We start from the raw sequence: 26545 nt of genomic DNA on the forward strand, positions 1-26545 counted from the left end.
GATGTCTCTAGAGTGCAGACGGCAGTCGACAAGCTGGCGCTTCCCGACGGCGTTCTCGCCGTCGAAGTCGAGCAGAAGACGGTTCACCCCGAGGATTGGTGCGACTACAGCATCGTCGTATACCTATTCGGCGTCGACGCGGATTCGCAGGCGGCTCCATACGCACGGGCGCTGGCGGAGCAGTTGGGTGTCGAGGTCTTGACCGAGACCGAATTGGACCGTCGCCTGGCCGCCGCCACAACCTGATCGGCTGTGGCCAACTATGGCGTCGGATTTTCGGTCTGACGTGCCCGACGTCGGAGTGGACACCGTCGAGCAGCTGGCTCAGCTGATCGAGAAGGCGTTCGGCTCAGATGGGGTGTGGACGGAAGGCCGCAATGTCCGCTGATACCGCGGCAACGGCTACGACTTCGTCGACCAAATGCCGACCGAGCCATATGAAGGTGAGTTGTGGATGAGCGTTGACGTCCTGACTGTCAAAGAGCAGGAGTGCAGCGCGAACATCACGTTCGACCGTCTCGCGGGAGCGCATCCGCGTTTTGACCCACCGCGATCACCGCCGGTAAGCTGCTCCGTTGGCGTGCGGTGCCGTCCTGGCACAGCGGGTCCTCGGGTCACTGTCGGTCGCCGAGAACCACCCCGCCGTTCACGCTGGACCGGCACCCGGCTCGCTCCGGGATCCGCACAACCGGGTAGCAACCCGAATTACGAGAGGTAAGCGCTGTGCCCACCTATACGCCGAAGGCGGGTGACACCACGCGGTCGTGGTATGTCATCGACGCCACCGACGTGGTGCTCGGCCGGCTCGCCGTTGCGGCAGCAAACCTGCTGCGCGGCAAGCACAAGCCGACGTTCACGCCGAATGTCGACGGTGGTGACTTCGTCATCATCATCAACGCCGACAAGGTCGCCATGAGCGGCAACAAACTGCAGACCAAGATGGCTTACCGCCACTCGGGCTACCCGGGCGGGCTGCGCAAGCGCAGCATCGGCGAGCTCATGCAGACCCGTCCCGACCGTGTCGTGGAGAAGGCGATCCTCGGGATGATCCCGAAGAACAAGCTCGGGCGGCAGATCAAGACCAAGCTGCGCGTCTACGCCGGGCCGGTTCACCCGCACACCGCTCAGCAGCCGGTCCCGTACGAAATCAAGCAGGTGACGCAATGACCGAGACGGCAATCGAAGGTGCCGACCCCACCGAGGCCCCTGAGCCCACCGAGACTGTTGAGGTCGACGAGACCGTAGCGGTGCAGGCTGAGGCCGCGCCGAGCTACGAGCCGCACGACCTGGGCCGTCCCATCCAGACCGTCGGTCGCCGCAAGGAGGCCGTGGTGCGGGTGCGTCTGGTGCCCGGCACCGGCAAGTTCAACCTGGACGGGCGGACCCTGGAGGCCTACTTCCCGAACAAGGTGCACCAGCAGCTCATCAAGGCCCCGCTGGTCACCGTCGACCGCCTGGAGAGCTTCGACGTCTACGCCCACCTCGACGGCGGCGGCCCCTCGGGGCAGGCCGGAGCGTTGCGGCTGGCGCTGGCCCGCGCCCTGATCCTGGTGCAGCCGGAGGACCGGCCGGCGCTGAAGAAGGCCGGGTTCTTGACTCGCGACCCGCGGGCCACCGAGCGCAAGAAGTACGGTCTGAAAAAGGCCCGCAAGGCACCTCAGTACAGCAAGCGCTGATCTGCGATTGCATTCTGGCAGCGAGTTGGGGGTACCTTCCGCACAGGGAAGGTGCCCCCGGCTTGTATTCGAGGGTGCGAGTTTCCGGTTCGACACCGGCGTGTCGGGCCGGGAACAGGCACGCTCGCGGCGATAAAGGATAGTTATGGGTCGACTTTTCGGCACCGACGGCGTCCGCGGGGTCGCCAACCGCGAATTGACCGCGGAACTGGCCATGGCGCTGGGCAGCGCGGCGGCTCAGCGGCTGTCCACCGGCACCGAGCGCCGGGTGGCCGTCGTCGGCCGTGACCCGCGGGCCAGCGGCGAGATGCTGGAAGCCGCGGTGATCGCCGGGCTGACCAGCCAAGGAGTCGACGCGTTGCGGGCCGGTGTGCTGCCGACCCCGGCGGTGGCCTATTTGACCAGTGCTTATGAAGCCGACTTCGGGGTGATGATCTCCGCGTCGCACAACCCGATGCCCGACAACGGCATCAAGTTTTTCGGCCCGGGCGGCCACAAACTCGACGACGCCACCGAGGATCAGATCGAGGATCTGGTGGCCGCCGGGCCGGGGTTACGACCGGTCGGTGCCGGGTTGGGCCGGGTGGTGGACGCCAAAGACGCCCTGGACTGCTACCTGCGGCACCTCGGCGAAACCAACCGGACCCGGCTGGACGGCCTGACCGTGGTGGTCGACTGTGCTCACGGCGCGGCTTTCCAGGCGGCGCCACGCGCCTACCGGGCCGCCGGCGCCACAGTGATCGCGATCAACGCCGATCCCGATGGGCTCAATATCAACGACGGCTGCGGCTCGACGAACCTGGAACCCTTGCGTGCGGCAGTGCTCGCTCACGGCGCCGACCTGGGCCTGGCCCACGACGGCGACGCCGACCGCTGCCTGGCCGTGGACGCCGCCGGTGAGGTGGTCGACGGCGATGCCATCATGGTCGTGCTGGCGCTGGCCATGCGCGACGCCGGTGACCTGGCCGGCGACACCCTGGTAGCAACCGTGATGAGCAATCTCGGGCTGCATCTGGCGATGCGCGAAGCGGGCATCGAGGTGCGCACCACCGACGTCGGCGACCGCTACGTGCTCGAGCAGCTGCGGGCCGGCGGCTTCACCCTCGGCGGTGAGCAGTCCGGTCACATCGTGCTGCCCGGTCTGGCCACCACCGGCGACGGCATCATCACCGGGTTGCGTCTGATGGCGCGGATGGCGCAGACCGGCACGCCGCTGGCCGGTCTGGCCTCGGCGATGCGCACCCTGCCGCAGGTGCTGATCAACGTCGAGGTCACCGACAAGGCCGAGGCGGTGGGCCGCCTGGCGGTGCGCACCGCAGTGCGGCGTGCCGAGGAAGAACTCGGCGACACCGGACGAATCCTGTTGCGCCCCTCGGGAACCGAGCAGCTCGTCCGGGTCATGGTGGAAGCCGCCGACGAGGAAACCGCGCACCGGATCGCGCTCGGTGTCGCCGAGACGGTGCGCGCTCGCTGAGCTTGCTCCGGCGTCCCGTCCGGCACGTGCGTTTCCGAGTGGCTGGCTGGCGATCTTTTCGGAAACGATAGCGCCGGCGCTAGCACCGGCGGCGTGTGGAATTACCCGGGAACCGCTGCAGCGCCCGCACCGTCCTACCCATATGGGACGACAACAGCTCTATCTTGATCCCGCCGCAGTGCGCTCGGTGGCCGACTCCTTCGACGCCACCGCGATCGATATCGACACCGCGATTCGAACCCGGTTGGGCAGCTTGGCATTTGACGGCGGTATTGCCGGGCGTGACCATGTCGCGGCGGGGGAGGCGCTGCGGCGGACGCTGGATAGCTGGGCGCCGGAGCTGACGCGCTGGTCGCGGGCCACAACCGAGATCACCGTGGCGCTACGGGCCACAGTGCTGCGCTACGGACACGCCGAGTCCTACGCCGCGGACCGGGTCGGCTGAGGTGGCCCAGCAGTACGACGTGGCCGGGCGGCTCGGCGAGGGCCGAGAAGCAGTGGCGCACACCCAGGCCTACGTCTCGGCGTGTAACCGGCTGGGCTACCGGTATCCCGATCTCGCCGGCTACGACGGGCAGCTCGCCGATCGCTACGACAGTGACGCCGGCCTGGATCTGCGGGCGCTCGACGGCGATTGTGCGGCGCTGGATGCGCTGGCGGCGGCGGCCGAGGATGCGTTGCGCCGCCAGCGTGCACAACTGGTCGATCTGGCTGCGGCGTGGCGCGGTCCGGGTGCCGAGGTCGCCGCGGAGTTCCTGCGCCGACACTGCGAGGCCGGTGCGCAACTGACCGCCCGCTTGCGGGCAGCCGCCACCGGGTGCGCGGTGCTGCGTGACGAGCTGTGGCGGCTGGTCGACGCCAAGGTGGCGGCGGTGCTGGCGGTCGATCAGCAGGTCGGTGCCCAGCGTCCGGCATGGCTGGCCGCCGCGCATGCGGTGAGCTCCGGTGCCGCCGACAAGCACGCCGCCGAGGTCATCGAGAAACAGGTGATGCCCTACGTGGACAACGACGTTCGGGCCGCGTGGGCCTCGGCCGTGTCGCCGGCGCGGGATGCGGCCGAGGCTGCCTACCGTGCCGCGGTGGCCGCGGCCGACCCGAGGCCGGGGACGGCTTTCGCGCTTCCGGGTGACCTCGGGGCGGCTGCACCACTCGACGACCCGGCGCCGGTCGTTCCGGCGGCCCTGGCCCCCGTCGCGGCAGACCTGGCACCGGCGGACATACCGGCGGCGCCGGGGGAGCGGCCGAGCGCCGCCGTACCGGAACCCGCCGCAGCATTCGACGACCCGCCTGTCGATCCGGGTTTGCCGGCCGGCCTCGGGCTTCCCGGCGATCTGGGTTTGCCCTCGGGCGGGTTGCCGGGCGGTGGTCTCGGTGGGTTGGGCGGCCTCGGTGGGCTGATTCCCCGTTTGGCCGACGCCCTGGCTGATCCCGGCTCCGGGCAGCCATTCGGCGAGCCGTTCGATGACGACGGCTGGGAAGACGATCACCCTGACGCCGGCGTGGAGCCGAACGAATCCGAGGACGACCCGGATCCGGAAGCCGAGGCCACCGACGACACCGCGGAACCCCAGGAGGCCGAACTGGCTGACGAGACAGCGGCGGTAACCGAACCGGAGTCGGGCCCGGCGGTCGAAGATCCCGTACCGCAAGCCGAATCCGACGAGACGGAACCGGCTCTCGCGCCGCCAGCTCCGGACACCTCGCCCAAGACCCCATGTGAGATCGCTGCGGAAGAGTTACCGCAGGTGGGACAGTGAATGAGCCGGCAGGCATGTCCATGCCGAACTACGCGCATCATGATGCGCAAGGCGCATGATGCTGGCTGGGAGGACGACTGTGGTGATCAATAGCGATGTCGCCGCCGAGGTCGAACGGCTCCGGCGAAACGGACTCGGTGTCAGTGAGGCGCTGAACCTGCTTGCGCGCCGCGGCATGGCGCCGCAGACCAGTGCCCCCGTGGCACGGTACCTGCATCGCACAGCGCGGATCGGCTTGAAGGTTGACGTCACCAACATCGGCGACGTGCTTGACCTGTCCGACGACGACCGATGATCGTCGATGCGTGTACGCCGTCGATGAGGACAGCAAACACAATCCAGCGACGTCACCGGCAACTTGGTGGCCGGTGCACAACCTGCAGCTCTCGCGATGGAACACGGCGTTGAACTCGCCTCTGCGGACTCCGATTTTCAGCGATTCCCCGGCCTGCGCTGGATCAACCCGCTGAACCCCGGCTGAACCTCACCCCTGGCGGGTGCCCCAAGTCTGCAGCGCCGAAACGATTTTGGCCGCCGCCTCCAGCTGCTCCAGCGACATCTCATCGGCCGACGTGCGCCATTCGGCGACCACCGCGAGACCACCGTCGATGAACTGCTGGCGGGTCTGGCCACGCTGAATCTTGCCGCTCGAGGTGGTGGGCATCGATACGTGGTGCACCAGAACCACGGCGTCGGCCGCGATTCCGTGGTGGGTGGCGACTGCGGTCCGGATCCTGTCGATGACGTCGTCCAGGTCGGTCTCGCCGGCCCGCGCACTGTCGACTTCGTGCACGACGACCAACTGCTCGACGCCGCCGGGCGGCGCGTCGGTGGCGAACGCCGCGCCCCGGCCGGACACCAGCACCGGGTCGCACTGCTGGACGGTGAACTCGATGTCGTTGGGGTAGTAGCGGTGCCCATCGATGACGATCAGGTCCTTGCAGCGCCCGGTGGTGAAAAGCTCACCGCCACACAAGAACCCGTAGTCGCCGGTGCGCAGGAACGGTCCCCGGTTCGGGTCGCCCGGCGCGGCCAGCCGCGCTCCGAACGTCGCCGCGGTCTCCTCGGGCCTATTCCAGTAGCCGAGCGCGACGTTGGGCCCGGCGACCCAGATCTCGCCGACCTCGTCGGGTCCGCAGGGCTGGTGAGTCACCGGATCAACGATCGCCACGTCGGATTCGCGCGGCTGACCGCAACCCACGAACGTCGCGGCAGCCGGATCGTCCGCTGCGATGTCGACGATGCGGTCCTCGGCCAGCGCGACCCGATCGACGTAGCGCACCCCCGGCATCCCGGTGGGGCAGCCCGCCGACACCTGCAGGGTGGCCTCCGCCAGCCCGTACACCGGGTAGCACGACGAGATCTGGAAACCCGCCGGCGCGAAGGCATCGGCGAAGGCCGCCAGCGACGTGGCGCGCACCGCCTCGGCTCCGTTCATGGCGACGGTCAAGCAGGAAAGGTCAAGGGCCGCACGCTCTTCGGGCGTACTGGTTTCCACGCACCGGTCGTAGGCGAAGTTGGGCGCGGCGGTGATCACGCCGCGATGCGCCGACACCAGTTCCAGCCAGCGCATCGGACGTTTGATGAACGCGGTCGGCGACATCAGCGCCGTGCTGGCCCCGATGTAGAGCATCGACAGGATCCCGCCGATCAGGCCCAGGTCATGGTGCGGCGGCAGCCAGAAGACACCCTTGGCGTTCTCATCGCCGTTCCACGCCTGACGGATGGCGTCGACGTTGTGCAGCACGTTGCCGTGGCTGAGCAGCACACCTTTGGGTGAACGGGTCGAGCCCGAGGTGTACTGGATGGCGGCCGGGGAGTTGATGTCGATGTCGGGGGCGACCCAGGTGTCGGGATCGGCGCCGGCGTCGGTGAAGAACCAGTGCTCCGGTTCGCCGGGGATCCCGGCGACTGCGCTGCGGGTGGCCTGCTGGGTCTCACCGGCGGTGAGCGCGAAGCGGGCCTGCGCGTCCGGGACGACCACCGCCAGGCGCGGCGCCAGCTTCTGGTGTACCGGAACCGCGACTGCACCGGCGTAGAGGCAGCCGAAGAACCCGGCGATGAAGTCCAGCCCCGGGCGCACCAGCACCAGCACCCGCTCTCCGACAACGTCGTGGCGCTGCAGGTTCGCCGCAATCGCGCGGGCCCGGCGGTCCAGTTCGCGGAACGTCAGCTCACTGCGGCCTTCGTCGTCGCCGTTGTAGGAGAAGCTGAACGCCACCTTGTCGTTGAACCGCTCGGCTTGGCGTTGCAGCAGCTCAACCAGGGTTTCTGCGATGGGCGTCGTCACCGTGGGCGTGAAATCCATGGCCCTATCTTGGCCCGCGGGGTGTCGTGGGACACACCCGGCCCACCCTCGGCCCGCATCCGGCGGCGGCGACCGGGGTCAGGCCGGCGCCAACGCGCGCAGCTCCTCCACAAAGCGCAGCGCCTCACCCGGCTCGTGGGCCAGCGGACCGGCCAGCAGCGTTGTGACGCCCGCCTTGGCGAGCGCGGCGATGCGCTCGGCGACGAATCCGCGTGACCCGATCAACGACGTGTGCCGCACCAATTCGTCGGGTACGGCGTTGATCGCCTCGGTCTTGCGCCCGGACAGATACAGCTCCTGGATACGGTCGGCCACTTCGCCGAAGCCGTATCGGGTGGCCAGATTGTGGTAGAAGTTGCGGCCCTTGGCGCCCATGCCGCCGATGTAAAGCGCCAATTGCGGTTTTGCCCACGCCAGCCGGTCGTCGACATCGTCGCCGATCGCCAGGGAGGCGCCCACCATGATGTCGAGCGGGCCCAGCTCCGGATCCCGTTTGGCTGCACCGGCTTTCAGTGCGTCACCCCACACCTCGGCGGCGCGCTCCGGGTAGTAGAACACCGGCTGCCAGCCGTTGGCGATCTCGGCGGTCAGTTCGACGTTCTTCGGGCCCAGTGCAGCAATGGAGATTGGAATCCGCTCGCGCACCGGGTGGTTGATCAGCTGCAACGGCTTGCCCAACCCGGTGCCGCGGCCCGCCGGCAGCGGCAGCTGATAGTGCTTGCCGTCATAGCTCACCCGTTCCCGGCGCCACACCGCCCGGCAGATCTGCACCACCTCACGGGTGCGCTCCAGCGGGGCGTCGAACGGCACGCCGTGGAAACCCTCCACCACCTGCGGCCCGGAGGTCCCGATGCCCAGCCGGAACCGGCCGTCGGAGACGAAATCCAGGCCCGCGGCCGTCATCGCCAGCAGCGCGGGCGTTCGGGTGTAGATCGGCAGCACCCCCGAGACGAGCTCCACGCGCGACGTCTTGGCTGCCAGGTAGCCCAGCTGACTGACCGCGTCGAACGAATACGCCTCGGCTACAGCGACCACGTCGATTCCGGCCCGCTCCAGCTCGATGACCTGCTCCGCCGCCTCTTTGAATCCACCTGAATAGGACAGCTGTACACCGATTCGCATCTCTGACAAATACCAGTGTCGGCCGGCTACCGCGTGGCAGAAAGTGCACAGCGTTCCACCGGATTCTTAGCAAGCGCATAGGTTAACGATGGGTATCGCAGCCCGAGGGCGATCATCTTCCGAAAAACCGGGACAAATATTTGACGAAGATGCTTGTGTCTTAGCTTCCTCACGGATAGTGTCCTATTTCACATCAGTTAATAAGTGTGAATTCAGGAGCAACACGGCGGCGTCCGGCCCCTTGAGACGCTCGCCGAGGGCGGCACCTCACAAAAGGAGATGGCTGTGCAGCAAACCCTTCGCCCCTACGTCACCGCCGGCATCGCGATCGTCGGCTCCGGCCTGATCGCTGCCACGCCGGTAGCGGCACCTGTGGCCAGCGTTCCCACCATCCGAGATGTCGCCCTCACCGCGGGCGGTCTGCCCGACCTGATGGCGCCATGGACGGAGGTGTTCAACAAGGCCTCGGAGAACGCCACGATCCTGACCCAGAACTTCTTGCTGGCCCCCGGCGTGGGCTTCCAGCAGTTCCTGGCCAACCAGACCCAGTTCTGGCAGTCGATCCTCGATGACCCGTCCAAGATCCCGGACGTGATGCAGCAGATGCAGAGCAACCTAGACGCGGTGCTGACCGGCTACACCCTGCAGAACGCCGACGGGACTTTCGGGTTGGGCGACTTGACCGGGACCCTCGGGACGGTGGGGGTGCATACCCTCAGCGGTTCGGATCTGAACACCTTCGCCCTTGGTCACGATGCGCTCTTCGCGTTGCTGCCGCAGTTCCTGCCGGCCGACATGTCCGACATCGCGACCCCGATCGTGAACTTCATGGCCTCGCCGCTGAGCGCCATCATCATCGGCTCGCTGGGACCGTCGCTCGCCCCGTGGGTCGCGATGATGAACAGCATCCAAGATGGCGACAGCTTCAACCAGATCATGGCCAGCTGGATGGACGGCTACCTCAACGGCGCCACCCTCAACCTGGACAGCCTCATCCCGATGATCAACAGCCTGGGCCTGCTGCCGGAGGGCACCAACATCACTCACCTCGAGTTCGCCTTGGGCGGCATGCTGACCCCGGGTGACGTCGCGGTGGGCCCGTACCAGGTGGACGTTGACGGCACGACGGTCGACGTCCCGGCGGTCGGCGGATCGATGTTCAACAGCCTCGGCATCACCCTGACGACCGGCATCCTGCCGGGGATTCCCCTGGCAATCAGCGGCCATGCCGTCGGCCCGATCGCGGCCATGGAGGCGTGGGGACAGACCGTCGGGGCGCTGCTGGGCTCCGGCTGGGACGGCAAGGGCCCGGTCCACGTCGACCCGCCGTGGCCCGGGATCGACTTCCCGACCATCCCGGACGGCTTGTTCGACGACGGGGGCGCAACTCCGGACGCGGGCGACGCTGTGGCCAGTCCGCTCGCCGGCATGGACCTTGGTGACGTCCTCAACGCGTTCTTCGGCGTCGACATCTGAGCCGGCTCGCCCGCTATTCCGACAGTCCCCTGACAACCTTCAACACTGCTTTTTTGAACCGCTTCACAGGAGAGGTGTTCGCAAATGAGTCGTCGTCACAGCACCAACCAGCCTGATAACACCGGAGCGCGGTACCGCAAGCGGGTGATCGGCGCCACCAGCACGGTGGGCGCGTTCCTGGCTTTCGGGATGGCGCCGTTAGCCGGGGCACCCGCCGCGCACGCCGACGCCGATTTCGACCTCGGCGACATCTTCGGCGATCTGTTCAGCTCGTGGACGTCGACCGACACCGGCGCCGCCACCTGGGACTTCGACGCGCTCTTCGGCGGCGCGGGCAGCGCGGCCGGTGACCCGTTCTCATGGACCGGAATCATGGACCAGTGGTTCTATGAGCCGCTGCACACCATGACCCAGCTCTGGATCACCAGCCCGTTCGGCCAGCAGATCGACGGCATGATCAACGACTGGTCGGGCATGTACCTGATCGGTAACGGTGTTGCCGGCACCGAGGACTCGCCCGACGGCGGCGACGGCGGGCTGTGGTTCGGAGATGGTGGCGCCGGATGGAGCAGCGACGAGGCCGGTGTGGCCGGCGGTAACGGCGGCGACGCGCTCGGCTTCCTGGGCAACGGTGGTAACGGCGGCGCCGGCGGCGCCGGTGCGGCCGGTGGTGACGGCGGTGCCGGCGGCTGGTGGATGGGCAACGGTGGTAACGGCGGCGCCGGTGGTGCCGCGACCGCTGACGGTGGTGCCGGCGGCGCCGGCGGTAACGGCGGCGCAGCTGCGGCCTGGTTCTTCGGCAACGGTGGCGCCGGTGGCGTCGGCGGTGCCGGAATGGACGGCGCGGCGGGAACCCTCGCCAACGGCGGCACCGGTGTTGGCATGGCGGGCGGGGCCGGCGGTAACGGTGGCGCCGGTGGCCGCAGCGGCTTCATGTTCGGCGACGGCGGCAAGGGCGGCGCCGGCGGCACAGCCGGCAACGGCGGTAACGGCATCACTGGAGCCACCGACGGTATGAGCGGTGGCACCGGTGGTCAGGGCGGTAGCGGTGGCGCCGGCGGCGCCCGCGGCTCGGACTACTACGCCGGATCGTTCTACGGCAGCGCCGGGGCGGCCGGTGACGGCGCGAACGGCGGTAACGGCGGTAACGGCGGCGGCGCAGCCATCGACTCGGTCACCGGCGACTACCTCGGGCAGGGCGGCGGCGGCGGCACCGGCGGCGCCGGCGGTAGCGGTGAGCACGGCGGCAACGGCGGCACGGGCGGTAACGGCGGCGACGGTACCGGTATCAACCCCGCCGGAGAGACCTTCCCCTGGAACTCCGGCGGCAACGGCGGCCAAGGCGGCCAGGGCGGCAGCTCGCTGGGCGCCAACACCGGCGGGCTCGGCGGTGACGGCGGCAAGGGCGGCCTGGCCACCGCGGCCGGCGGCATCGGCGGCCTGGGCGGCGGCGGCGGCCAGGGTGGCGACAGCGACAGCGGCACCGGCGGTGCCGGCGGCAACGGTGGCCTGGGCGGTAACGGCGCCACCGATGACGCTACGGTCGCGACCACCGGTGGCCAGGGCGGTTACGGCGGCCAGGGCGGTAACAGCAACAGCGGCACCAGCGGCGCCGGTGGCAACGGCGCGGCCGGCGGCGACGGCACCCTGCGCGGCGGCAACGGCGGCGGCGGCGGTACCGGTGGCTTCAGCACCACCGGGGATGGCGGCGCCGGCGGCAATGGCGGCGCGGGAGGCAAGGGCCTGGGCTGGAACGACGGCACCACCACCTGGAGTGCCGGTGGCTACGGCGGCCAGGGCGGTGGCGGCGGAGGTAGCGGCTCCGCCGGCACCGGCGGCACCGGTGGCCAGGGCGGCAACGGCGCCGACGGCGCGACCGGGGCGGGCGTGGTCAGCGTCGGCGGCCAAGGCGGGGCCGGCGGACAGGGTGGCTCCAGCAGCGGCGGGGCGAGTGGGGCCGGCGGTAACGGCGGCAACGGCGGCAACGGGACTGCGTCCGGCGGAGACGGTGGCCAAGGCGGCATGGGCGCCGACGGCTACTCGGGCCTGTCCACCCACAGTGACGGCGGTGCCGGCGGCAACGGCGGCACCGGCGGTAACAGCGGCGGTGTGGCCACCCCGGCCGGCGGACCCGCTGGCTTCGGGGACAGCCACGCGGGCACCGGCGGTGCCGGCGGTGCCGGCGGCCATGCCTATGGCGGTGGCGCCGGTGGCAACGGAGGTACTGGCGGCGGCGGCGGTAACGCCACCGGCTCGGTCGACGGCGGCACCGGCGGCGCGGGTGGCGCCGGCGGCGGCGGTGTCATCGCGGGCAACGGCGGCAACGGTGGTGCCGGTGGCACCGCGGTGGCCGGCAACGGTGGTGACGGTGGGGCCGGTGGAGCCGGTGCTACCGCCGACCAAGGCGCTGCGGGTACCAGCGGCATCCCGGCGCTTCCCAGCCAATCTCCCTCGGCCGGTGGCAACGGCGGCAACGGCAACACCGGTGGCACCGGCGGTAACGGCGGCGTCGGCGGTGCTTCGACCTCCGGGACCGGTGGCAACGGTGGAGCCGGTGGCACCGGCGGTGACGGCGGTGCTGGTGGGGCCGGTGGTGCCGGTGGCACCAACCCCGACACCGGCAACGGCTACAACGGCGGCAATGGCGGCAACGGTGGCAACGGCGGGACCGGCGGCAACGGTGGCGCCCACGGCACCGGCGGCGCCGGCAACGGCACCGGTGGGGCGGCCGGTGACGGTGGCAACGGCGGAGCGGCGGGTGCCGCTGGTCCGGGTGGTGCCGCTACCGGCACCGGCACGCCGGGTCAGGACGGCAGCGCCGGTACCGCCGGCAGCGACGGTGCGGCCGGCAAGCCCGGCACGTAGCCGATCATTCGAAAGCGACCACGGTCGCCGGGCTCCGGCTCGGCGACCGTGGTCGTTTCAGCGGCTGACCACTCAGCCCTGCCGATTCTTCGCATAGTGCTGCGCCACCGCCTGCTGGATGAGCGCAGCCCGCTCCGCTGCGGCCTTCGGATCCCTGTCGGCCGCCGGGGCGGTCCACTCGAACAGCGTCGCCAACTCCCCGGCGAGGAACATCTCCCGGCACCGGCTGCGCTGGATCTTGCCGCTGGAAGTGGTGGGGATCGTCAACTGATCGACGAGCACCAGCCGCTGCGGCACGATGCCGTGGTGCTTGGCCAGCGCGGCGCCGGCGGCGGCAACCAGATGCGGTAGGTCGGTCTCGCGGATGCGCTGGCCGGCCACCTCCTGCACGACCACGAGCTGTTCGTCGGTGCCGGACTCCGAGGTGACCGCGAACGCGGCGCCGCGCCCCGCCAGCAGCACCGGGTGACATGACTGCACGCTCGCCTCGAGGTCGGCGGGGTAGTAGTGATTGCCCGTCAGGATGATCAGGTCCTTGCAGCGCCCGGTGATAAACAACTCGCCGTCGTGCACAAAGCCCAGATCCCCGGTGCGCAGGAACGGGCCCTCTCGGGTCTCGGCCAGATACCCCCCGAACGTCTTCTCGGTGTCCTCGGGCTTACCGCGATACCCGGTCGCGACGCTGGGCCCGGCCACCCAGATCTCACCGACCTGTTCGGCGCCGCGCGGCCGACGGCTCTCCGGGTCGACGATGACGATGCGCTGGCCACCCCGCGGCCGGCCGCACCCGACGATGCTCACCGTGCCGTCGGCACCGGGATCGGCGTCGGCGACGCGGTCCTCGCCCAGGGCGGCGCGGTCGATCCAGCGGATCACCGGGGCGTCGCCGGACGAACCGCCCGACACCAGCAGGCTGGCCTCGGCCAGGCCGTACACCGGCATCAGAGCCTGCGGGCGCAAGCCGGCGTCGGCGAACGCCTCGGTGAACCTTCGCAGCGTCTCGGCGTGCACCGGCTCGGCGCCGTTCATCGCCGTGGTCAGGCAGGACAGGTCCAGCGCGGCCCGTTCGTCGCCGGTGCTGCGCTCGACGCACAGGTTGTAGGCGAAGTTCGGCGCGACGGTCGCCGTGGCGCGGTAGCGCGAAACGGTCTCCAGCCAGCGGAGGGGGCGGGCGATGAAACCGGCCGGTGACAACAGCACCGTGCTGCAGCCGACGTAGACGGTGCCCAGAATCCCGCCGATGAGCCCCATGTCGTGGTGCAGCGGCAGCCAGGACACCGCGAGGTCGTTCTCATAGCCGCCCCAGGCTTCCTCGATGGCACCCAGATTGTGCAGCAGGTTGGCGTGGCTCAGCACCACCCCCTTGGGCGCCCGGGTGGAGCCGGAGGTGTACTGCATCATCGCGGTCGTGGAGCCGTCGACATCCGGGGGTGCCCAGTTGTCGGCGTCCTCCAGCGGCGCATCCGGCAGCGCCCACTGCGGTGGCCGGCGGACCATGCCGTCGACGGCGGCCTTGAACCGGTTCTGCGTCTCGGCGTCGGCCAGCACGAAACCGGCGCGGGCATCGGGAACGATCGTCATCAACCGGGCCAGCTGATCCTGCACCGGGACCGCGACGGCGCCCGCATACAGGCAACCGAAGTAGGCGGCAATGCTGTCCAGGCCGGGGCGGCAGATCACCAGCACGCGCCGACCGGCCGCGCCCCGGCGCTGCAGCCCCGCGGCGATCGCCCGCGCCTTGCGGTCGAGTTCGCAGTAGGTAAGCCGGCCGGCTTCCGTCTCGCCGTCGACGGTGAACGCGAACGCGAGCTTGTCGCCGTATCGATCGGATTGTCGACGAAGCAGATCCACCACGGAAGCCGGGTCGGGAGGCACGGGCTCAAAGATATCCGCCGCGACCGCGAGGGCAGCACCGGCAGGGCTTCGCGGACACGAAAAGGCGTTCTTCTCAGTATTTCCCTACTCTTATAGCCAGTTTCACTAAAGTGGACGAATGCGGATGTAAACGTAATGTGATTCTGCGTGACGCTGGGAGTTCAGAAAACGGCAGGTCAATGCGCCTGGCAGGCATCGGAGCGCTCACCGGCCGGTGCGGTGCGTCACATCCACGCCCACTTGTGCCCTGAGTTGCTTCTAAGGTCTGTATTAGCTAACTTCACTTACGCCCTGCACGCGCCTGAAGGTGCGGCAACCCTTTCCGAGGAGATTGTTGATGCACCAAGCACTTCGTCCCTACGCCACCGCGGGTGTCGCGATCGTGGGCGCCGGCCTCGTCGCCGTCGTGCCGACCGTCGCGCCGGTATACACCGGCAACATCGCCCGAGACGTGGCGTTGACCGCCGACAGCTTCGGTCTCGCCGACTTCTTCGCCCCGTTCGAAGCGGCCTACAACACCGCGCAGGACAACATCGCGCGGATGATGGCCTCCTACAACGCGGCGCCCGACATCGGCTTCACCCAGCTCTCGTCCCGCATGTCGGAGTACCTGCAGAGCATGATCGACGACCCGTCGACCATCCCCGCGATGACCAACGCCATGCAGACCGACTTGAAGAACGCGTGGTCGTCGCTGACGCTGATGAACGCCGATCAGGACACCATCAACGACGTCATCCGTCACACCATGGACAGCAGCTATCTGCTCGGCAACCTGGCCGGTGGGCACGAAATCATCTTCAGCCAGGTCCCGGGCTTCCTGCCCGCCGACCAGGCCGAGACGCTCACCCCGATCATCAACTTCCTCGGGTCACCGATGAGCGCGGTCATGCTCGCCTCGGTCAGCCCGTTCATCGCCCCCGGCGTCGCGCTCGCCAACAGCCTGCAGGAGTTCAGCGACGCTCTGAAGGACGGTGACACCACTGCGGCGTTCCAGGGCCTGCTCAACATCCCGGCGAACATGTTCGACGCCTCACTCAACGGCGCCACCCTCAACCTCGACAGCCTGCTGCCGGCGATCAACGACGCCGGTCTCCTGCCGGGCGGTATGGAGATCACCCACCTGGACTTCGCCTTCGGCGGCTGGTTCAGCACCGGCGGCCACGTCACCGCCGACCCGATGCACGTGCTGGACCCCGACGGCAACGAGATCGCCCAGGCGCCCGCCTCGGGTGGGTCGATCTTCAACAGCATCGGCTTCGACATCTCCGGCATCCCGGTGGTCGGCGACCTGCACGCGCCGAGCGATGCGATCGGCCCGCTCGGCGCCTGGCTGGGTGTCTCGCAGGTGATCGGCTCGCAGCTTGGCTGGGGTTCGTGGAGCGGCAAGGACCCGGTCTTCAGCATCCCGGCGCCGGAGGGCTTCGTCGTCGATGACGGCACCGACGACGGCGGCGCGGGCAGCTCGATGGCCGACAGCTTCGCCTTCGGCGACCTGCTGGCTGACCTCGGGCTGCTCGGCTGATCCCGCCCCTCCCGCCTGAAATCCCCATAGCCGAACTTTTCACCACGAAAGGTCTTCCCATGACTCGTCGTTACACCCGCAACCAGACCGGTGCAGGAAAACTCCGGCACCGCAACCGAGCGATAGGTGCCGGCGGTGCGGCAGCAGCGTTCCTGGCCCTCGGGATGAGCCCGCTGGCCGGCGCGCCGCAGGCCCATGCCGACGTCGAGGACCTGTTCAATCTCGATTGGCTCACCGGCATCTTTCCGGCCGACGCCGACGCCGGCGCCGACGTCGACCCGGGGCTCGCGGCCTTCGACTTCTCCGGCTCGGCGGCCGCCTTCGACATGGGCAGCATCCTCGACCAGTGGTTCTACCTGCCGCTGCACGCCGGTATCGAGGCGTGGATCAACAGCGACTTCGGCGCGATGGTCAACAACTCCATCAACGAGATGGCCGGGCAGTACCTGATCGGCGACGGTGCCGCCGGAACCGCGGACAACCCGGACGGCGGTGACGGCGGTCTGTGGTTCGGCGACGGCGGTGCCGGCTGGAACAGCGACCAGGACGGCGTTGACGGCGGCAACGGCGGCAATGCGCTCGGCTTCTTCGGCAACGGCGGCGACGGCGGTTCGGGTGGCCTCGGAGCCGCCGGCGGAAACGGCGGTACGGGCGGGATCTTCATGGGCCACGGCGGCGACGGTGGCGCCGGGGGCGTCGGCGCCGAAGGTATCGCGGGCGGCACCGGTGGTGCCGGTGGCGACGCGGTGGCGTGGCTCCTCGGCACCGGGGGCACCGGCGGCGCCGGCGGTAACGGCGTCAACGGCAGCTTCGCCAACGGCGGCAGCGGTAACGGATCCAACGGCGGTAGCGGCGGCGCCGGCGGACGCGGCGGCTTCACCTACGGCAACGGTGGTGACGGCGGGCAGGCCGGGGCCGGCGGTGACGGCGCCGCCGGCACGGCTGACCACGTCAACGGCGGCAACGGCGGTTCCGGCGGCACCGGCGGTGCGGCCGGCAGCAACTTCTGGGAGCACGGCCAGGCCGGCATCGGAGCCAATGGTGGCGCGGCCGGCAACGGTGGCGACGGCTTCAAGGATGAGAACGGCAACTACCTCGGTAACGGCGGGGCCGGCGGGGCCGGCGGTGCCGGCGGCGGCAGCGGCGATCCCATGAGCAGCACCAGCGGCGGTGTCGCCGGCAACGGTGCCGCCGGCGGTGTCGGTGGCGACGGCCTCAAGGGCGGTAACGGCGGTGCCGGCGGCGCCGGCGCTAACGCCGGTGATGGCAGCGGGGGCACCGGGGGTGTCGGTGGCGCCGGTGGCGCCGGTGTCACCAACGGTGGCAACGGTGGCGTCGGTGGTGCCGGCGGCGCCTCGACCGGATCCCACGTCGGAGCTGCCGGTGGTGACGGCGGCCGCGGCGGTGACGCCAGCGGCGCTGTCGGTGTCCAAGGCGTTGCCGGTAACGGCGGCAACGGTGGTACCGGCGGTGCCGGCGCCAGCGGGCCCGCGGGCGCGGGCGGCAACGGTGGCGCAGGCGGTAACGGAGCCACCGATGACGACACCGTCCAGACCTTCGGCGGCAACGGCGGTAACGGCGGCACCGGTGGTGCGCCCGGTAGCGGCGTCGGCGGTACCGGCGGCAACGGCGGCGCCGGCGGTAACGGCACCGTCGGCGCCGGCGGGGGGCTGCTCTCTGGCAACCACGCCCAAGGCGGTAACGGTGGCGCCGGGGGCGGTACCGGCCTGACCGGTGCGGGAACGGCCGGCAACGGCGGTGACGGCGGTGCCGGCGGTAGCGGCACCGGGTGGCGAGACGTCAACGGCGACCACTTCACTGCGGGCACCGTCTACAGCGTCGGCGGCAACGGCGGCAACGGCGGAGCCGGGCCGTCCTCCACCGCCGGTACTGGCGCTACCGGCGGCGACGGCGGTGCCGGCGGCAACGGCGCGACCACCGGCGTGAGCATCGGCGGTAACGGCGGCAACGGCGGTAGCAGTGCAGTCGGTGTCGGCGGTTCCGGCGGTAACGGCGGCAATGGCACCGCGAGCGGCGGTAACGGCGGTAATGGTGCCGGCGGTGGCGCCGGTGCGGCCGGCGGCGCGGGTGGCAACGGTGGCAACAGCGCCGGAACTGCCGTGCCGACCAACAACATCGGGGTTGCGCCCAGCCACGCCGGTAACGGCGGCAACGGCGGTACCGGCGGTAGCGGCGGGGTCGGTGGCGCCGGAGGCAACGGCGGTAACGGCGCCCTCGCGGCCGACGGCGGTAAGGGCGGCAACGGTGGAACCGGTGGAACCGGCGGCGGCACCGGCGGGGCCGGCGGTAACGGCGGCACCGCGGAGGCCGGCAACGGTGGACAGGGTGGCACTGGCGGCACCGGCGGTAGCGGTACATCCGGCAGCGCAGGTGAGTCCGGCAAGACCGCCACGGACACCGTCGCCGGGACCGCGGGCGGCAACGGCGCCAACGGTGGGGCCGGCGGCACCGGCGGCGCCGGCGGTAACGGCGGCGCGTCGAATACCGGCAACGGCGGCAACGGCGGCGCCGCGGGTAAGGGCGGCAGCGGCGGCACCGGTGGGGCCGGCGGTGCCGGCGGTGTGGACAGCGCCGGCAACGGCCTGGCCGGCGGCAATGGCGGTGACGGCGGAGCCGGCGGTGCCGCGGGCACCGCGGGCCAAGGCGGCGCCAGCACCAGCGGCACGGCCGGTCAGACCGGAGCCAGCGCCGTCGACGGCAACGGCGGCACCGGTGGCCGGGGTGGCGCCGGCGGGGCGGGCGCGGCCGGGACCGCCGGCAGCACCTCGGCGGGTGCCGGCGACGGTACCAACGGTGGCGCCGGCGGCGCGGGTGGCAATGGCGGTACCGGCGGCACCTCGGGCACCGGTAACGGCGGCACCGGCGGGGCCGCTGGCGCCGGCGGTAAGGGCGGCGCCGGTGGCGCCGCGACCGGCGCGGGCAACACCGCGGGTGACGGTGGCACTGGCGGTACCGGGGGCACCGGCGGCACCGGTGGTGCCAGCACCGGCGGCGGTACCTCCGGCAAGGGCGGTGCCGGGGCGGCCGGTGGGGCCGGCGGTGCCGGCGGGACCGGTACCGACGGCGCCGCGGGCGGTGACGGCGGTGACGGCGGTCATGGTGGCGACGGTGGGTCCGGCGGTGCCGGGGCGGCCGGCGGGGCGCTCGGCAAGGGCGGTGCCGGGGGTGCGGCCGGCACCGGCACGCCGAATGGCACCTCGGGTACGGCCGGGGCCGACGGCAGCGTCGGCGCGGCCGGGTAGTCGCCGGCAAACAACGACACGGCCGTCGGGTCTGAACAGGACCCGGCGGCCGTGGCCGTTTGCAGCTGCCCTACTTGAGCAGCGCGGCGATCTTCTCCTCGTGGCTCGCCGGTTCCGGCAGTGCGTCGAGCGGCTCGGTATGCGGCAGCCGCACGTCCGGATCGGCGAACGGTCGGTAGGTCTTGTCGCCGGCCAGCTGGGCCAGCAGATATCCGGTCAACAGGGCGCGCACCCGCCGCTGGGTGCGCCGATCCGAGGTCGGCAGCCCGAAGAACCCGCTCAGCCGACCGCCCTGCGGCAGCCCGGCCGGCGACGCTTTGGTGATCACCCGCAGCGTCGCCGACCGCCAGGCATGCGCCAGCTCGACCGCGTTGGAGCGCAGTGCCGTCGAGTCGCCCGGGCTGCTGAACACCACACCGGGCACCTCCAGCGCCGCCGCGGCCTGCTCGGCAGCGGGGCTGGTGACCGTCGGGAAAATCGACACCACCGCTTGGGGTTTCAGCGGTAACCCGGCGGCGGCGAATACCGCCGCTGAACCGCCGAAACCGTGGCCGGCCACCGCGAGCCGGCCGCGGTCGATGCTGATCCGGCCCGGCCCCAACCGGATATCGGTGGCGATCTCCAGCGCACGGCCCAAGCCGGCGGCCGATTCCAGCACCGACGGCGCCAGGCCGCGCCCGGTGTCCGGGGCCGCAGCCACAATGCCCCACGACGCCAAGTGCTCCAGCAGGCCGGCGTAGCGGTCGGCGCGGGTCAGCCAGTCATGGCCGAACGCCACCGCGGGAAGCCGGTACCCGGACGCCGGGGTGTAAACCACACCGGCCAGCCCCGCATAGGCCAGATCGCCGCGCAAGACGCGGTGCGGGCCCGGACGGTTCAATGCGCTGTACAGACGCTTGATGCTCGCCACCCGATGACGTTAACGCAAGAACGTATCGCGGAGCGGCTCGACGGTCATGGCCTGGCGAAAGTCGTGGAACTCCCCGTCGCCGTCACGGCCGGGCAGCGAGGAATATAGAGATACCCCAGCCCTGCACTACCCTGAACAGCTATGTGCGGAATCGTCGGCTACGTCGGGCAACGGCCCGCCCGCGAGGTCGTCGTCGAGGCACTGCGGCGCATGGAATACCGCGGCTACGACTCCGCCGGAATCGCGGTCGTCGACGGTGTCGGACAGCTCACTATCCGCCGCCGCGCGGGCCGGCTGGCCAACCTCGAAGCCGAACTGGCCGCTACCGATCCGGTCCTGTTGACCGGCGGCACCGGGCTGGGCCACACCCGCTGGGCCACTCACGGCCGCCCCACCGATCGCAACGCACACCCGCACCGCGACGCGGCCTCGAAATTCGCCGTGGTGCACAACGGCATCATCGAGAATTTCTCCGCGCTGCGCGACGAGCTGGAGCGCGAGGGCGTGGAGTTCACCAGCGAGACCGACACCGAGGCGACCGTCCACCTGTTGGCCCGCCAGTACCGCCACGGCGACACCGCCGGGGATTTCGTGGCCTCGGCGCTGGCGGTGCTGCGCCGGCTGGAGGGGCACTTCACGGTGGTGTTCGCCCACGCCGACGAGCCCGGCACCATCGTGGCGGCGCGGCGCTCCACCCCGCTGGTGGTCGGCATCGGCGAGGGCGAGATGTTCCTCGGTTCGGACGTGGCGGCGTTCATCCCCTACACCCGCAACGCGATCGAGCTGGGCCAGGACCAGGCGGTGGTCATCACCGCCGAGAGCTACCGCATCACCGACTTCTCTGGCCAGGACATGACCGGCACTGCTCGCCCGTTTCATATCGACTGGGACCTGTCGGCCGCCGAAAAAGGCGGCTACGAGTACTTCATGCTCAAAGAGATCGCCGAGCAGCCCACCGCGGTGGCCGAGACTCTGCTCGGTCACTTCGAGGACGGCCGGATCGTGCTCGACGAGCAGCGGCTCTCCGATCAGGACTTGCGTGAGGTCGACAAAGTGTTCGTGGTGGCCTGCGGCACCGCGTATCACTCCGGCCTGCTGGCCAAGTACGCGATCGAACACTGGACGCGGCTGCCGGTGGAAGTCGAGCTGGCCAGCGAATTCCGTTACCGCGACCCGGTTCTGGACCGCAGCACCCTGGTGGTGGCGATCAGCCAGTCCGGCGAGACCGCCGACACCCTCGAAGCCGTCCGGCATGCCAAGGAGCAGAAGGCCAAGGTGCTGGCGGTCTGCAACACCAACGGCTCACAGATCCCGCGCGAGTGCGACGCGGTGATCTACACCCGGGCCGGACCGGAGATCGGCGTCGCGTCGACCAAGACGTTTCTGGCCCAGGTCACCGCGAACTATCTGGTCGGGCTGGCACTGGCCCAGGCCCGGGGCACCAAATACCCCGACGAGGTCGAGCGCGAGTACCGGCAACTGGAGGCGATGCCCGACCTGGTGGCGCGGGTGCTCGACGGGATGGAATCGGTCGCCGAGCTGGCGCGGCGGTTCGCGAAATCGAGTGCTGTGCTCTTTTTGGGCCGGCACGTCGGCTACCCGGTGGCACTGGAAGGCGCGCTCAAACTCAAGGAACTGGCCTACATGCACGCCGAGGGCTTTGCCGCCGGTGAGCTCAAACACGGCCCGATCGCGCTCATCGAGGACGACCTGCCGGTGATCGTCGTGATGCCCTCGCCGAAGAACGCCGCGATGCTGCACTCCAAGCTGCTCTCCAACATCCGCGAGATCCAGGCCCGCGGCGCAGTCACCATCGTGATCGCCGAGGAGGGCGACGAGACGGTGCGGCCCTACGCCGATCATCTGATCGAAATCCCGGGAGTGCCAACGCTTTACCAGCCGCTGTTGTCGACCATCCCGCTACAGGTGTTCGCCGCCGGGGTGGCGCAGGCCCGGGGTTACGATGTCGACAAGCCGCGCAACCTGGCCAAGTCGGTCACCGTCGAATAGGGGAACTCTCGGTGTTGGGACGATTGCTGGCGGTGGTCTGCGCCGCGGTGGCGATGCTCGTGCCGGTACCCAATGCCGTTGCCGCAAACGAGGTTCCCGACCTCAATCCGCTCATCGATGACAGCGGACCGCTGCCCGGCACTGTCAGCGACCTCACCGGCATCCCGGATCTGGCGTTTACCACCCCCTCGGGTCTGGCCTGCCGGAAGAGTCGTGGGAAAGTCACGCACAGCGTGGCGTGTGCCGGGAATTTCGTGGGAGCGCCGCCGGGAACCCGCAGCGTGAGCCTGGGCACCGTCTATGCGGACGGCAACGGTCCGGCGCAGTTTCTGCCGATGGCGCCCGCCGGGCTCCTCGGCGATCCGGCCAAGGTTCCGTCGATCATGCTGGTGCCCGGCCACAAGATCGTCTTCTGGGATTTCTCGCCCACCCAATCGCTGGTCTGTGGGAGTCCGCTGGGCACCGAGGTGGTCTGCGTACTCCAGGCCGCGCACGAGAACGGTGCCAAGAACGGTGCCCCGGCGGTAACGCACGGGTTCGTCATCGCGGCACCGCACAGCGAAGTCTTCTAACGCGGCACAGATTCGGCGGCAGCGCCGGAATTCGATTGCAGCCGCTCGATTCGGGTCGTGTGTACTTCGAAAACTCGGCGGCAAGCACGGCCGCGATGAGACGATGCAGCCGTTGTCGTCGACCATCCAGAGTAAGGGAGAGCAGCCTTGCCCAATGGCGATCCGGTTGTTCACGTCAACCGGCCCAGGCTACTTCTGATCCTCGGCATGACGGTCTTCTTCGTCGCGTCCTATCTCGTCACCCTCGCGCTGTATGAGAGAGCGGGATGCGGCTGCCCGCGCCAACTCACCGACGGCCAGGCGGCGGCCGACGGAACGACGGTGACCATCGACATCGACGATCTGCAGACGGTCAAGGGCACGCTGACCGGCAAGGTCACCATCACACCCGGACCTGACCTGGTCGATCCAGCCACCCATGGGCTCCGGGACAACCTCAGCATCGCCGTGCACTCTGCGGTCACCCCGACCAAGCGCACCTGGACGAAAGGCATGGTGCCCGGGGTGTTCCCGGTCCCGTTGACGGTCTCCGGCAACTCAGCGAATTGGCCGTTCGATCACTACCAGACCGGGCCGATCACCGTCGACGTTCTCCGCGGCGATGCCACGACGCCGGAACGGATGTCGGTGACGTTTGTCGACCATATCGCCGGCTGGAAGAACGAGATCGTCAGCGACCGTGACGGCGGCAGCGGCCCCTACCGGGTGACGCTGCACCGGTCACCGAGCACCATGGCTTTCGGTGCCGTGCTCGTAGGCGTCTTGATCGCCCTGGCCGCGGTGGCTGTCGTCGTTGCAAACCTGACATTCCTGGGCTGGCGCAAATTCCAGCCGCCGATGACGACGTGGTATGCGGCAATGCTTTTCGCGGTGATCCCGCTGCGCAACGCCCTGCCGGACGCGCCGCCGATCGGATCCTGGATAGACGTCACGATCACCCTCTGGGTGATCGTTGCGCTGGTGATGTCGATGCTGCTGTTCATCTACTGCTGGTGGCGTGACCTGAAACCCGAGCCGGCCACGGGCGTCGTCACGGATGCCGGGCAGTGACGCCACCGTCGACGACGATCTGGGTGCCGGTGACGAACGACGCCCGCGGCGACATCAAAAACGCCACCGCCTGGGCGACCTCCTCCGGTTGACCGATGCGTCCTAGGGGCGCGGCGGCGACGAACCCGGCCGCGACCTCTTCGACGTCGAGGGCGATCTGCAGCATCGGGGTTTCGATGAAGCCCGGGCACACCGCGTTGACCCGGATGCCGGCCGGGCCTAGTTGCGCGGCCATGGACCGGGTCAACCCCAGCAGGCCGGCCTTGGAGGCGCAATAGGCCGGGATGAACGGATTGGCGGTCAACCCCTCGATGCTGGAGATACCGACCACCGCCGGATGGCCGCCGGCCCGGGCTACCGCCTCCAGGTGCGGCAGCATCAGCTGCACCAGCATGGCCTGGGCACGCAGGTTGACATCCATGACGGCATCCCAGGAGTCACCGGTGTAGGCGCCGACCGGTTCCGGGGCCACCCGCCCCGCGGCGTGTACCAGCCCGTCGATCCCGTCGAGCGCCTCGGCCGCGGCGGCGACCGCCGCAGGCATCCCGGCGTCATCGCAGACGTCGACCACTGCGCCGGGCATGCCCAAGCCGTCGGCCACCTCCTGGACGCCAGGTGCGATGTCCCATAACGCAACCCGGCGCCCCTCGGCGATCAGCGCCTGCGCGCACGCGCGGCCGATTCCCGATGCCGCACCGGTGATGACGACTCCGCTCAACTCTGGTCTCCTTTGGCGATGATGAACTGCGTCCAGTCCGGTTCGCGCACCGCCGACCAGTATTCGTCGAGCCGCCAGGGGCTGACGGTGTGGATCTCGCCGTCGGCGTTCTTGAAGTAGGAATGCTTGACCGCCGGGTGCGCCCACACGGTCTTTTTGATCTCATCCTGGGTGGCCCGATGCCATTCGGCGGCGGCCTGGGCGGTCGGCTCGATCGAGTGCAGCCCCTCGCCGGCGATCTTGGCCAGGCAGGCATCGATGTAACGCATCTCCAACTCGGAGTTGAAGATCAGGCTGCCGCCGTGTGCCAGGTGGGCGCCGGGGCCATAGAGCAGAAAGAAGTTCGGGAAGCCGGGCACGGTGATACCCAGATACGCATACGGCCGGCTGCCCCACAGCGTGTGCAGATCGGTGCCGCCGCGGCCGGTGACGCGCATCGGCCACAGCACGTCGGTGTGCCGAAACCCGGTGGCGTAGACGATCACATCCACGTCATGGTGGACACCGTCTTCGGTCTGGAGACCTTGAGGCGTGATCCGCTCGATCCCGGTGCGCACCAGGTCGACGTTGTCGCGCTGCAGGGTCTGCAGCCAGGTGCCGTTGTCCTGCAGGGTGCGTTTGCCGGTGGCCGGATAGTCCGGCAACACCTTGGCCAACAGCTCCTCGTCGTCGCCGACCTGAGCGGTGATCCAGCCGGTGAACATCTGCCGGGCCATGGCGTTGATCTCGCTGACCGCGTAGTCCTGGTCGGGATAGGTCGGGTCCACCCGGGCGGCCTCCAGGCCCTTGTCGGCGCCGGGCCACAGCAGCAGGAACCGGTACCAGCGGCCGTAGAACGGCAGGTGCTCCAGTGCCCAGCGCACGCCGTCGCCGACCGCGTCGTGATACATCGGGTTGGGGAACATCCACTGTGCGGTGCGCTGAAACACCGTGAGGTGCTCCACTTTTCCCGCGATCGCCGGCGCGATCTGGAAGCCGCTGGCGCCCGCGCCGATCAGCGCCACGCGTTTGCCGGTCACGTCGACGCGGTGATCCCAGGCCGCGGAGTGAAACGCCGGGCCGGCGAAGCTGTCGGCGCCGTCGAACTCCGGCAGGTGCGGCCGGTTGAGTTGGCCGACCGCGGTGATCACCGCTCGTGCCTGCAGCTGCTCGCCCGCTGCGGTGGTCAGCGTCCAGGTGCCGGCGTCGTCGTCCCAGGCCGCCGCGGTGACCTCGGTGTTCCACCGGATGTGGGCATCCAGGCCGTGTTTGGTGATCAGGTCGCTGAAATAGGCCTGCAGTTCCGGCTGTTCGGCGAAGTAGTGCCCCCAGTTGTTGTTGGGCGCGAAACTGAAGCAGTAGAAGTGGTTGGCCACGTCCACCCGGGCGCCCGGGTAGGTGTTCTCCCACCACGTCCCGCCCGGACCGGCGTTCTTCTCGACGATGGTGAAGGGAATACCCGCGTGTGCCAGCCGGATTCCGGCCAGCACGCCCGATTCCCCGCAGCCGATCACCACGACCGGCAACTGCGCCGCGCGGTCTCGATCCAGCGGTGCGGGCCGCCGAGGGTCGGCCCCCTCCAGATCGAGTTCTTCGGCGAGTAGGCCCAGGTAGGCATCCGGCACGGTTTCGCAGGCCGCCCAGTCCATCATCTCTTTGATGAGCGCGGCGGGCAGCGGAGCGGGCTGCGGACAGCCCCGGTCGCGATAGTCGACGATCACCGGCAACGCCTCGGCGCGGGCGCGTGCCTTGTCCTCCTCGGACATGAAGCCCTGGATCTCGTTGAGGAAGATGCCGTTCTGCTTGAACTCCCGGATGAAGCGGGGATCGCCGGTGATGTGCACGCACGACAGCAACAGGGTGGGGATACTGACCTGCTCCAGCGCGGCGGCGATCTGCGAAGTCGGGGTGGTGAACGGTTCCCCGGCGTAGCGGTTGCGCACCAACTGAAGCCCTTTCCATCGA

21 protein-coding genes are annotated in these 26545 nt (G+C 69.7%); 15 read left to right on the top strand and 6 right to left on the bottom strand.

Annotated features, from left to right (window positions below; genetic code table 11):
• Nucleotides 1–12: 12 nt before the first annotated feature.
• From AC5Y4Q_RS02545 to AC5Y4Q_RS02580, 8 genes are all read left to right on the top strand, one after another.
• The gene (locus AC5Y4Q_RS02545; RefSeq protein ID WP_064920232.1) at nucleotides 13–246 is read left to right on the top strand and encodes a hypothetical protein; all 234 of its coding nucleotides are present in this window, start codon (nucleotides 13–15) and stop codon (nucleotides 244–246) included.
• Between the two features lie 16 nt (nucleotides 247–262).
• Entirely contained in the window at nucleotides 263–388 is a 126-nt protein-coding gene (locus tag AC5Y4Q_RS02550) for a hypothetical protein (RefSeq protein ID WP_267887732.1), read from the top strand.
• A gap of 335 nt (nucleotides 389–723) precedes the next feature.
• Nucleotides 724–1167, top strand: coding sequence for a 50S ribosomal protein L13 (gene rplM / locus AC5Y4Q_RS02555; protein WP_064920231.1), 444 nt, complete (start codon nucleotides 724–726; stop codon nucleotides 1165–1167).
• Nucleotides 1164–1676 carry a 30S ribosomal protein S9 gene (rpsI, locus tag AC5Y4Q_RS02560; protein ID WP_064920230.1) on the top strand — a complete coding sequence of 171 codons (513 nt, stop codon included), beginning with the start codon at nucleotides 1164–1166 and terminating at the stop codon, nucleotides 1674–1676. The genes rplM and rpsI overlap by 4 nt, the downstream gene beginning before the upstream one ends.
• A 145-nt stretch (nucleotides 1677–1821) precedes the next feature.
• A complete protein-coding gene (gene glmM / locus AC5Y4Q_RS02565; RefSeq protein ID WP_125225963.1) occupies nucleotides 1822–3150 on the top strand; it encodes a phosphoglucosamine mutase in 1329 nt (442 codons plus the stop codon).
• Nucleotides 3151–3292: 142 nt separating this feature from the next.
• On the top strand, nucleotides 3293–3595 hold the full coding sequence (locus AC5Y4Q_RS02570; protein WP_499957845.1) for a type VII secretion target: 303 nt from the start codon (nucleotides 3293–3295) through the stop codon (nucleotides 3593–3595).
• A gap of 1 nt (nucleotide 3596) precedes the next feature.
• A complete protein-coding gene (locus AC5Y4Q_RS02575; RefSeq protein ID WP_499957848.1) occupies nucleotides 3597–4907 on the top strand; it encodes a hypothetical protein in 1311 nt (436 codons plus the stop codon).
• 55 nt (nucleotides 4908–4962) lie between these two features.
• Nucleotides 4963–5202, top strand: coding sequence for a CopG family transcriptional regulator (locus AC5Y4Q_RS02580; protein WP_235664010.1), 240 nt, complete (start codon nucleotides 4963–4965; stop codon nucleotides 5200–5202).
• 189 nt (nucleotides 5203–5391) lie between these two features.
• Here the strand turns inward: AC5Y4Q_RS02580 and AC5Y4Q_RS02585 are convergent, their stop codons facing one another.
• Entirely contained in the window at nucleotides 5392–7215 is a 1824-nt protein-coding gene (locus AC5Y4Q_RS02585; protein WP_064921409.1) for a fatty acyl-AMP ligase, read from the bottom strand.
• Nucleotides 7216–7293: 78 nt separating this feature from the next.
• Entirely contained in the window at nucleotides 7294–8337 is a 1044-nt protein-coding gene (locus tag AC5Y4Q_RS02590; protein ID WP_499957853.1) for an LLM class F420-dependent oxidoreductase, read from the bottom strand.
• 279 nt (nucleotides 8338–8616) lie between these two features.
• On the opposite strand from AC5Y4Q_RS02590, the gene gjpA (AC5Y4Q_RS02595) reads away from it, so the two are divergent.
• Complete coding sequence (gene gjpA, locus AC5Y4Q_RS02595) at nucleotides 8617–9813, top strand: outer membrane porin GjpA (protein WP_499957855.1); 1197 nt, start codon at nucleotides 8617–8619, stop codon at nucleotides 9811–9813.
• An 84-nt stretch (nucleotides 9814–9897) separates the two neighbouring features.
• On the top strand, nucleotides 9898–12678 hold the full coding sequence (locus AC5Y4Q_RS02600; RefSeq protein ID WP_499957857.1) for a PGRS repeat-containing protein: 2781 nt from the start codon (nucleotides 9898–9900) through the stop codon (nucleotides 12676–12678).
• 72 nt (nucleotides 12679–12750) lie between these two features.
• Here the strand turns inward: AC5Y4Q_RS02600 and AC5Y4Q_RS02605 are convergent, their stop codons facing one another.
• A complete protein-coding gene (locus tag AC5Y4Q_RS02605) occupies nucleotides 12751–14553 on the bottom strand; it encodes a fatty acyl-AMP ligase (protein WP_499957858.1) in 1803 nt (600 codons plus the stop codon).
• Between the two features lie 337 nt (nucleotides 14554–14890).
• Between AC5Y4Q_RS02605 and gjpA (AC5Y4Q_RS02610) the strand changes: the two genes are divergently transcribed.
• Entirely contained in the window at nucleotides 14891–16078 is a 1188-nt protein-coding gene (gene gjpA / locus AC5Y4Q_RS02610) for an outer membrane porin GjpA (protein ID WP_499957859.1), read from the top strand.
• A 59-nt stretch (nucleotides 16079–16137) separates the two neighbouring features.
• On the top strand, nucleotides 16138–19341 hold the full coding sequence (locus tag AC5Y4Q_RS02615; protein ID WP_499957861.1) for a PGRS repeat-containing protein: 3204 nt from the start codon (nucleotides 16138–16140) through the stop codon (nucleotides 19339–19341).
• 70 nt (nucleotides 19342–19411) lie between these two features.
• Here AC5Y4Q_RS02615 and AC5Y4Q_RS02620 read toward each other — a convergent pair whose 3' ends face one another.
• Nucleotides 19412–20251 (bottom strand): dienelactone hydrolase family protein, encoded by an 840-nt coding sequence (locus tag AC5Y4Q_RS02620; RefSeq protein WP_499957862.1) that lies wholly within the window; start codon nucleotides 20249–20251, stop codon nucleotides 19412–19414.
• Nucleotides 20252–20392: 141 nt separating this feature from the next.
• Here AC5Y4Q_RS02620 and glmS point away from each other — a divergent pair, with 141 nt between their 5' ends.
• From glmS to AC5Y4Q_RS02635, 3 genes are all read left to right on the top strand, one after another.
• Nucleotides 20393–22261 (top strand): glutamine--fructose-6-phosphate transaminase (isomerizing), encoded by a 1869-nt coding sequence (gene glmS, locus AC5Y4Q_RS02625; protein WP_064921401.1) that lies wholly within the window; start codon nucleotides 20393–20395, stop codon nucleotides 22259–22261.
• An 11-nt stretch (nucleotides 22262–22272) separates the two neighbouring features.
• Complete coding sequence (locus tag AC5Y4Q_RS02630; RefSeq protein ID WP_234786384.1) at nucleotides 22273–22833, top strand: hypothetical protein; 561 nt, start codon at nucleotides 22273–22275, stop codon at nucleotides 22831–22833.
• Between the two features lie 207 nt (nucleotides 22834–23040).
• Complete coding sequence (locus tag AC5Y4Q_RS02635; RefSeq protein WP_043335614.1) at nucleotides 23041–23883, top strand: DUF4436 domain-containing protein; 843 nt, start codon at nucleotides 23041–23043, stop codon at nucleotides 23881–23883.
• Here the strand turns inward: AC5Y4Q_RS02635 and AC5Y4Q_RS02640 are convergent.
• Both AC5Y4Q_RS02640 and AC5Y4Q_RS02645 read right to left on the bottom strand, forming a co-directional pair.
• Entirely contained in the window at nucleotides 23864–24601 is a 738-nt protein-coding gene (locus tag AC5Y4Q_RS02640) for an SDR family NAD(P)-dependent oxidoreductase (protein WP_064921400.1), read from the bottom strand. The genes AC5Y4Q_RS02635 and AC5Y4Q_RS02640 overlap by 20 nt on opposite strands.
• Entirely contained in the window at nucleotides 24598–26523 is a 1926-nt protein-coding gene (locus tag AC5Y4Q_RS02645) for a flavin-containing monooxygenase (protein ID WP_499957866.1), read from the bottom strand. Before AC5Y4Q_RS02645 ends, AC5Y4Q_RS02640 begins: the two co-directional genes overlap by 4 nt.
• Nucleotides 26524–26545 lie beyond the last annotated feature (22 nt).

This window comes from Mycobacterium sp. NGS16 (genome assembly GCF_059813225.1).